General features: G+C 65.1%; 6 protein-coding genes and 3 tRNA genes. 8 read left to right on the top strand and 1 reads right to left on the bottom strand.

Translation table 11 applies throughout. The features are described from left to right. The first annotated feature begins 29 nt into the window (after positions 1-29). From pth to AC06FB_RS18765, 3 genes are all read left to right on the top strand, one after another. A complete protein-coding gene (gene pth, locus AC06FB_RS18775; RefSeq protein ID WP_053520316.1) occupies positions 30-608 on the top strand; it encodes an aminoacyl-tRNA hydrolase in 579 nt (192 codons plus the stop codon). 102 nt (positions 609-710) lie between these two features. Next, complete coding sequence (gene ychF / locus AC06FB_RS18770; RefSeq protein ID WP_053520317.1) at positions 711-1,802, top strand: redox-regulated ATPase YchF; 1,092 nt, start codon at positions 711-713, stop codon at positions 1,800-1,802. Between the two features lie 755 nt (positions 1,803-2,557). Continuing rightward, positions 2,558-3,109, top strand: a complete 552-nt coding sequence (locus AC06FB_RS18765; protein WP_478053978.1) for a hypothetical protein — start codon at positions 2,558-2,560, stop codon at positions 3,107-3,109. A gap of 74 nt (positions 3,110-3,183) precedes the next feature. On the opposite strand, the gene AC06FB_RS18760 is transcribed toward AC06FB_RS18765, so the two are convergent. After that, a complete protein-coding gene (locus AC06FB_RS18760; protein WP_478053977.1) occupies positions 3,184-5,922 on the bottom strand; it encodes a TonB-dependent receptor plug domain-containing protein in 2,739 nt (912 codons plus the stop codon). A 169-nt stretch (positions 5,923-6,091) separates the two neighbouring features. On the opposite strand from AC06FB_RS18760, the gene AC06FB_RS18755 reads away from it, so the two are divergent. The 5 genes from AC06FB_RS18755 to AC06FB_RS18735 all read left to right on the top strand — a co-directional run bounded on the left by AC06FB_RS18755 (position 6,092) and on the right by AC06FB_RS18735 (position 8,665). Continuing rightward, complete coding sequence (locus AC06FB_RS18755; protein WP_128989641.1) at positions 6,092-7,114, top strand: cyanophycinase; 1,023 nt, start codon at positions 6,092-6,094, stop codon at positions 7,112-7,114. 88 nt (positions 7,115-7,202) lie between these two features. Continuing rightward, positions 7,203-8,219: an isoaspartyl peptidase/L-asparaginase family protein gene (locus AC06FB_RS18750; RefSeq protein ID WP_065176002.1), complete on the top strand. Its 1,017-nt coding sequence runs from the start codon at positions 7,203-7,205 to the stop codon at positions 8,217-8,219. Positions 8,220-8,356: 137 nt separating this feature from the next. Further along, a tRNA-Tyr gene (locus AC06FB_RS18745) sits at positions 8,357-8,442 on the top strand. A gap of 25 nt (positions 8,443-8,467) precedes the next feature. Further along, positions 8,468-8,541, top strand: a tRNA-Gly gene (locus AC06FB_RS18740). 48 nt (positions 8,542-8,589) lie between these two features. Further along, positions 8,590-8,665 (top strand) — tRNA-Thr (locus tag AC06FB_RS18735). Positions 8,666-8,710 lie beyond the last annotated feature (45 nt).

Below are 8,710 nucleotides of genomic sequence, written 5' to 3'. Positions count from 1 at the left end.
CCCCGCCCCGGCATCTACAGGAAGATCCAATGGCAGGACTGCGACTGATCGTCGGTCTGGGCAATCCCGGATCGGAGCACGCCCGGACCCGGCACAATGCCGGGTTTCATTTCGTTGAGGCCCTGGCGGAAAAGGCAGGGGCGCGATGGAACGTGGACAGCAAGCTGTTCGGCGAGACCGCCAAGGTCGAGATCGCCGGGCAGACGGTATGGCTGCTCAAGCCTGCCACTTTCATGAACCTCAGTGGCAAATCGGTCACCGCCGCGCAGCGGTTCTGGAAGATCGAGCCCGAGGAAACCCTGTTGGCGCATGATGAACTGGACCTCCCGCCCGGTGTGGCGCGGCTCAAGTTCGACGGCGGTCATGGCGGCCAGAATGGCCTGCGTGACACCATCCGCCTGCTGGGTCACGGCAAGTTCCATCGCCTGCGCGTGGGCATCGGCCATCCCGGCCACAAGGATCGCGTGGTGGGCTGGGTGCTGGGCCGCCCGTCCAAGGACGACGACCTGCTGATCGCGCGCGCCATCGACGATGCGATCGACGTGATGCCGCTGGCCGTGCAGGGCGATTTCAATGAAGCGATGAAGCGCCTGAACACCCCGAAGTAGCTGCCAACCCCGGTTGGCACCCGCAATGATCGATTGAAACAGCTTGGGAAAGCGGCGCGCGCGCTGTTTTCCCAATCAATTTCACCCCAGAGGTTGTCAAAGATGGGTATCAAATGCGGCATCGTCGGCCTGCCCAACGTCGGCAAGTCGACCCTGTTCAACGCGCTGACCAAGGCGGGCATCGCCGCGGCGAACTTCCCGTTCTGCACCATCGAACCGAACGTCGGCATCGTGCCGGTGCCGGACCCGCGCCTGAACGAGCTGGCAGCGATCATCAACCCGCAGAAGGTCATTCCGACCGCCGTGGAATTCGTCGACATCGCCGGCCTGGTCGCCGGTGCTGCCAGCGGCGAAGGACTGGGCAACAAGTTCCTCGCGCACATCCGCGAAGTCGATGCGATCACCCACGTGGTGCGCTGCTTCGAGAACGCCGACGTCATCCATGTCAACAACAAGGTCGATCCCATTTCGGATATCGAAACCATCGATACCGAACTGGCCCTGGCTGATCTGGACAGCGTCGAGAAGGCGCTGAACCGCGCCGAGCGCGCTGCCAAGGGTGGCGACAAGGAGGCCGCCGCGCGCAAGCCGGTGCTGGCCAAGCTGCAAGCTGCGCTTTCTGACGGCAAGTCCGGCCGTTCGGTGGGTCTGGACGAGGAAGAGAAGGCGCTGGTGCGCGACCTGTTCCTGCTGACCCTGAAGCCGGTGATGTACATCGCCAACGTGCTGGAGGACGGGTTCGAGAACAACCCGCACCTGGAAGCCGTGCGCGCGCACGCTGCCGCCGAGGGCGCGCAGGTGGTGCCGGTGTCCGCCGCGATCGAGGAAGAACTGTCGCAGCTTGACGATGAGGATCGCGACACGTTCCTGGCCGACCTGGGCCTGAGCGAGCCGGGCCTGAACCGCGTGATCAACGCGGCCTACAGCCTGCTGGGCCTGCAGACCTACTTCACCGCCGGCGTGAAGGAAGTCCGCGCCTGGACCGTACGCAAGGGCGCCACCGCCCCGCAGGCCGCCGCGGTCATCCACACCGACTTCGAGAAGGGCTTCATCCGCGCCGAAACCATCGCGTATGACGACTTCATCAAGTACAAGGGCGAAGCCGGTGCCAAGGAAGCCGGTCGCCTGCGCCTGGAAGGCAAGGAATACCGCGTGCAGGAAGGCGACGTGCTGCACTTCCGCTTCAACGTCTGATCCAGCGGCATCGGATCGACCGCGGACGCCCCGCCCCGAGCGGGGCGTCCGCGTTTCCGACATCCGTCTCTGCGCTGGACAAAAATTGACCATGCTCTGAAACGCCTGCGGCGCAACGTTCGCACACACTTGTCCACATCAAACCCCCACCGCTTTCCACGCGCGGTGTGGAAAACCCAGCGTGCCGCTGTAGCGCCGAGCCCATGCCCGGCTGATGCGAGCCGGAGCCGAGCATGGTCTCGGCTCTACAGAAGCTTGTCCGCACGCCGTGGACAAAATTTCACCGCGCTTGGAAACGCCTGCGCGACAACGCTCTCACCCACTTGTCCACATCAAGTTCCCATTGCCTTCCACGCGCCGTGTGGAAAACAATCGCGGCCGTGGACAAAAAATAACCACGCATGGAAACGCCTGCGGTACAAGGCTCGCACCTACTTGTCCACACCAAGCCCCCATCGCTTTCCACGCGTGGTGTGGAAAACCACGGTCAACAGCAGATTCCGATTTCGGACTTGTTGCATGGTGCGCGGCGCGGTGCTGCTTCAGGCTGGCCTCTGACCCTTCCACTGACACGGGCGGCGCCATGCCTGTTCGCTATCCGGAGAGTTGCGATGACGACGCGAACGTATGGGTGGGTAGTGGCGATCGCGGCCCTCGGGTTGCTTCTGGCCTACGGCTGCCAATACATGGTCGTGCGGCCTGCACGAGGGAGTGCATCAGCCCCGGAGTGCAGTGCCGTCAGCCTGTTGAGTGCCATGCGCGAGCGGCTGCGACCCGAAGCGGACTTCAGCGAAAGCGGAGGTATCTACCTGGACTCTGTTGACCCGGAGGATCCAGAGGCACTGATCGCCTATGCAGCACTGGGCCGTTTCTGCCAGGAGCCAGCAGGACGACGCACCGATGAGGGGCAGGCCCTTGCCAGACGGCTTGCCCGGATCGCATCCAGCTTCATCGTCGGGGGAAGGCTTGAGCCCGGTCGCTACGTCCTGACCGCGGCCACGGATGGCTCCCGGGGCGATGAAGTGGTGGCAGTGTCACCGGAACACCTTGCACTGCTGCGGAGCATGAACACCCGCACGCTGGGGAGAGCAGTGATGCTGATGGACAGCAAGCGTCCCTACGGTGATATGCATTATTTCTACATCGACATGGCCCGCGCGCTGGGGGAGCCGGTTCCGCTGGACGCGAATGGTAATGCGACGTTCGCGCCGGGGGTGATTGCCCGGTACGACGAACTGCATGGACAGATGCTTGATGTGGTCCGTGTCTTCTGGCGCTTTGCGGAGCCGGCGCAGTCTACGTCCTGAGCGGAACTGCACGCGGAAGGGGACGGAGGCCTGCGCCCCCGTCCTCCCGCCTGAGTTCAATGCAGCGGCACGCCTTACAGCGCGCTGCCGCCAAACTTGTGCGTGTACTGCAGATTGATCGTGCGGCCCACGCTGTCGAACCAGGAGACGTCGTAGTACGGGTACGCCGTGTATGTGGCGTCCTTCGGCGGCATCTCGTTGAACACGTTGACCACAGACAGAGACAGGCGCGAGTGGTCGTCGAAGCGATACTGCACCGACGCGTTGTAGCGGTACGTGGCCCTGATGTACGGGCTGTCGCCGCTGTCCCAGTCGAACACCTGGTCGTAGCTGTCCGAGGTGGGCAGCTTGCCCAGTCGCGAACCGTACACGGTGGCCGACCACGCATCTTTTTCCCACGTCACACTGACGCTGCTCTTGGTGCGCGGGATGTCGAAGCCGCTGTTCACCGCGAACTGGTCCTCGATCGCATCGCCGGTGTAGCGCTGGAAATCGTGCTTCTTCACCCAGGTGTGGCTGCCGTTGAAGATGAAGTCACCGATACCGGTCTGCAGGCGGTAGCGCAGGCCCGCATCGATGCCTGAGGTCGACTCGCGTGCCACGTTGATCGGATTCACATGCACCCCGTACAGGCGGCCGTCGGCGGTCCGGGTCACCCGCGCCAGTGAGTCCACGCAGGTTGGTGACGTGATGTCGGCGTCGCCCAGGCGGCAGTTCGCTTCACTGGCCAGGATCGTGCGCACGTCCATGTCCTGCACCTGCCTGCGCATGTCGATGTCGAACCAATCCACCGAAAGATCCAGCCCTGCGGCCGGCGACCAGACGAAGCCTGCGCTCCACGAGGTGCTGGTCTCCGGGTCCAGCTCGCGGTTGCCGCTGCGGCTGCGGATGACGTTGCGCTCGTAGTCCGAGCAGTCGTCGGCCTGTTCGGCGCGGCAGCTGTACAGGTCCTCGGCGCTGGTCTCGTCGTTGCCGGGGCCGGCAAACACGTAGTGCAGGTCCGGGGCGCGGAAGGCCGTGCCGTACGAGCCGCGCACCAGCAGGCTTTCGACCGGGCGCCACTCAAGGCCGCCGCTCCAGGTCGCCTTGCCGATCGTGTGGCCGGAGTAGCGGTACTGGTCATAGCGACCGGCCACGCTCAGGTTGATCGTCTCGTGCAGCGGCATGCGCAGCTCGGCGGCCGTTGCCCAGCGGTTGCGCGAACCCCTGCCGTCGGAATCCTTCCAGCTGTAGTAGTAGTACTGGGTCGCCAGCGGATCGGGATTCAGTGCATAGGCCTGCTGGCCCACTTCCACGGTCGCGGCAAAACCGGCATCGCCGCCGGGCAGGGCGAACAGCGAGCCGTTGGTCAGGGTGAGGGCGGCTGTCTCGGTGCGGGACTTCGGGGTATAGGTGGTGCGTGCGGCGATCGCGTCGTACTCGGCGCGGGTCAGCGGGCGGTACAGCCGCGACGGGTCGGCGTTGTAGATCGGGAAGCCGTCATCGTCCTCGCCCAGCTGCGGGCCCAGGAACAGGTCGTTGGCCCTGCCGGCGATGATCTGCGGCCAGCTGATCCGCGACTGGTACTGCGAATGGCTCAACGCCGCTTCGTAATCCCAGTTGCCGGCCAGGTTGCCCTTGAAGCCGGTGGTCACGCTGAAGGTCTTCTGCGTGCTGCGCACCATCGCGTTGCGCAGGCCACCCATTTCCTCGGGCGAGAACTGACGCTGCCAGAACTCGATTTCGCCAGTGGCTTCGTTGCTGAAGTAGCCCGACTCGTCGCCGTCGGCGGCCATGCGGCCCCACGACGTCACATCGCGCATCAGCGCCAGCGTGTGGTAACCCATCTGCACGTCGGCGAACCACTGCTGGCCGTTGTCGAAGTCATAGCTCAGCGAGGCATAGCCGTTGGCGCCGCGGCGCTTGCTGAGGATGGTGCCGTAGCCGATCGACGCGTCGCTGCCGCAGTAGTAGCCATAGCGGGGGCGGAAGGCATGGTAGGTGCTGCCCTGGTTCTGTCCGCTCAGGGCAACGCAGGTGGCCGCGCCCGGATCCAGGTAGTCATCGTTGTAGTCGGTGCGCAGGTAGGCACGGCGGGCGATGCGCGAGCCCTCGGTCGGCCCGTCCTGGGTCGAATCCTGGATGTCGCGCTCATAGGCCCACAGCGGCGTCTGCGACTGCAGCTCCACGCTGTACACCGCATTGAAACGGCCCGTGCTGAACCCGCTGGACAGGCTCATGTCGAAGGAATCGCCACCGCCTTCACTGGTGGTACCCATGCGCACGTCGACCGTGGTGCCGTCGGCCTTCTTCTTGAGGATGAAGTTGACCACGCCGGCGATCGCGTCCGAACCATAGATGGCCGAGGCGCTGCCGGTCAGCACTTCGATGCGGTCGATCATGCCCAGCGGAATGTTGGACACGTCGGTGAAGTTGCTGCGGCCCTGGAACGGCATCGGGAAATCGGCGATGCGGCGGCCGTTGACCAGCACCAGGGTGTGGTTGGGCCCCAGCCCGCGCAGGTCGACCTGCTGCGCACCCGGCGAGAAGTCGGCGCCGCTGGAGGATTGCTGGCTCTGCGTCTCGCCGCCGTTCTGGGTCATTGCCCGCAGCACGTCCGGCACGGTGGTGAAGCCGCTGGAACGGATCTGTTCGGCGTCGATCACCGTGATCGGGGCGGGGCCCTCGACCTGGGCGCGCGGAATGCGTGAGCCGGTGACCTGCACCGCATCGAGCTGCCGTACCGGAGAGGAGGCCGGAGCCTGGGCCGCCGCAGAAGCGGCAAGGCCCATCAACGCCAGCTGGATCGACCACGCCATCGCCTGTCTACGCATGAGAAGTTCCCGGAAGTAATGCCGGCCCGCAGAGGAGGGGCCCATCCCCCATTCAGATTTCCGCAATGGGCGCCGGCATTTAACGCCTTTTTCATGCCCTTGACTACTGATGACCCATCTGGCAAAGAGTGAAAACGCTTGCAGGTCGTTTCTGTTCAGGGAGATCAAGATGCGACGGTTCCATCGAAGGCTGCATCACGTGCTTGCCGGCCTGGCAGTGCTGGTTCTCCTGGGCTCGCCGCTGGCCGCGTCCGCGCAGGACCTGCAGGGGCCGGGATTCGCCTATTACGAGACCGGCGATCTCGATGCCCCGCGACCGGGGCCGAGGGCGCCGGCGATGATGCTGATGGGCGGTGGAGAGTGGGTGCCGGAGGCGTTCCAGTGGTGGTTGAAGCAGGCCGGCAATGGCCGCGTGCTGATCCTGCGCGCCTCCGGCAGCGACGATCTGCAGGAGCGCCTGCACCATGACATCGGCGGCACCACCGCCGTGCAGACGCTGGTGTTCGACAGCCGTCGTGGCGCCGATGACCCGGCCGTACTGCGGGTGGTGGCCGCGGCCGATGCCATCTTCATCGCCGGCGGCGACCAGTCGCGCTACATCCGCTTCTGGAAGGGGACCGCACTCAACCGCGCGCTCAATGCCCACGTCCGTGCCGGCAAACCGATCGCCGGCACCAGTGCCGGACTGGCGATCCTCGGTGGCTATGCCTACGGCGCGCTTGACGGTGGCAGCGTCACCTCCGCCGCCGCGCTGGCCGACCCGATGGGCAGCGCGGTGACGATGGACAGTGGCTTCCTGCAGATGCCCTATCTGCAGCGGGTGGTCACCGACACCCACTTCGACCGGCGTGATCGTCTCGGTCGCCTGATCGTGTTCGTCGCCCGTGCCGCGCAGGACAGTGGCGACCCGGACATGATCGGCATCGGCGTGGACGAAGACACCGCGCTGTGCGTGGAGCCTGACGGACGCGCGCAGGTGTACAGCGCCGATGGTCATGGCAGGGTCTGGGTGGTCCGCCCGGGACGTGGCGCGGACCGGCTCACGCAGGGCGAACCGCTGCGTTTCCACGCTGTGCCGGTTACCGTGGTGGCAAGCGGTGGCCGCATGCGGCTGGACGACTTCCAGGCCGACGCCGACTATCACGCAGCGGTCGATGTTGACGGTGGCCGGATTGAACTGATCCGTCGCTGACCGCTGCTGCCGGCCGCGCGCCGGCCCTTCCCTTCGGGCATCTCGTCGAGCCTGCTCGATGCCATCGCTTCCATTTCCGGAGATATCGATGAAGCTTCATCTGGCGCTGTCTGCGCTGCTGTCCCTGCCGTTGCTCGCCCATGCTGCGCCGGATGCGTCGCCCCTGCTGGTCATCCATGGCGGTGCCGGCGTCGAGCGCAAGGATCTGTCCGCCGCCGAGGAGAAGGCGGCACGTGCGGCACTCCGTGCGGCGCTGCTGAAGGGGCATGCCGAGCTGGCAGCCGGTCGCCCTGCACTGGCGGCGGTCACCGCAGCGATCACCGTTCTCGAGGACGATCCCACGTTCAATGCCGGCAAAGGCGCGGTGTTCACCCACGAAGGGCGCAACGAGCTGGATGCGGCCGTGATGGATGGCGCCACCCAGGCGGCCGGCGCGGTGGCCGGCGTGCAGCGCGTACGCAACCCGATCCTGCTGGCAACGGCCGTGATGCAGGAATCGAAACACGTGATGATGGTCGGGCAGGGCGCTGAGGCGTTCGCCGTCGAGCAGGGCATGACCCTGGTCGATCCTTCGTACTTCCGCACCGACAAGCGCTGGCAGCAGCTGCAGCGCGCACTGAAGGAGGAGGCCGGCGGCCAGGCCCACGCCGACCTGGAAACGGCCCGGCACTTCGGCACGGTCGGTGCGGTTGCGCTGGATGCGCAGGGGCGCCTGGCAGCGGGGACCTCCACCGGAGGAATGACCAACAAGCGCTACGGGCGCGTCGGCGATTCGCCGATCATCGGCGCCGGCACCTGGGCCGATGCACGCTGTGCGGTGTCGGGAACCGGGTGGGGCGAGTACTACATCCGCACCGCTGCCGCGCACGAGATCTGCGCGCGTATCCGCTACCAGGGCCAGTCGCCGGCGGAGGCGGGCAGGGGCGTGATCAACGAGGCGATTCCGCAGATGGGTGGGGATGGCGGTGCGATCGTGCTCTCCGCCGATGGAAAAGCGGCCACGCCGTTCAACACGCAGGGCATGTACCGCGGCTGGATCGGTGCCGACGGCGTTCCGCATGTGGCGATCTTCGCCGACGAGGCCTTGGCACTGCCCGGGCAATAGGCTTGCGTATCAAAGGGTTTGCGACGCATGTGAAAAAAAGTGAAAAAAAGCGTTGACAGGCCCCCGCTTCATCTCCAGAATTGCGGGCTCACCACCACACACCGCAACGCTTCGGCGGCACGGGATGGGGTTGAAACGGAGGGATACCCAAGCGGCCAACGGGGGCAGACTGTAAATCTGCTGGCTTACGCCTTCGGTGGTTCGAATCCACCTCCCTCCACCAGCTTCACGTTGTGGCACTTCCCGGTGCGGGAGTAGTTCAATGGTAGAACCTCAGCCTTCCAAGCTGATGGTGCGGGTTCGATTCCCGTCTCCCGCTCCATTGAATGAACTTTGAATATTATCGAGTTCATGCCATAATGCAAAACTCGCTCACGTAGCTCAGTCGGTAGAGCACTTCCTTGGTAAGGAAGAGGTCGAAGGTTCGATTCCTTTCGTGAGCACCATCTTCAGCACCACACCAGACGAATTCGAGATAAGCAGCCATGGCC

Source organism: Stenotrophomonas sp. Steno-C15 (assembly GCF_056393265.1).
This window is presented reverse-complemented; position numbering and strand designations above follow the sequence as displayed.

Excerpts from the sequence above, each read along its gene's own strand:
- pth (WP_053520316.1), top strand. The coding sequence starts at position 30 with ATGGCAGGACTGCGACTGATCGTCGGTCTGGGCAATCCCGGATCGGAG.
- ychF (WP_053520317.1), top strand. The coding sequence starts at position 711 with ATGGGTATCAAATGCGGCATCGTCGGCCTGCCCAACGTCGGCAAGTCG.
- AC06FB_RS18765 (WP_478053978.1), top strand. The coding sequence starts at position 2,558 with ATGCGCGAGCGGCTGCGACCCGAAGCGGACTTCAGCGAAAGCGGAGGT.
- AC06FB_RS18760 (WP_478053977.1), bottom strand. The coding sequence starts at position 5,922 with ATGCGTAGACAGGCGATGGCGTGGTCGATCCAGCTGGCGTTGATGGGC.
- AC06FB_RS18755 (WP_128989641.1), top strand. The coding sequence starts at position 6,092 with ATGCGACGGTTCCATCGAAGGCTGCATCACGTGCTTGCCGGCCTGGCA.
- AC06FB_RS18750 (WP_065176002.1), top strand. The coding sequence starts at position 7,203 with ATGAAGCTTCATCTGGCGCTGTCTGCGCTGCTGTCCCTGCCGTTGCTC.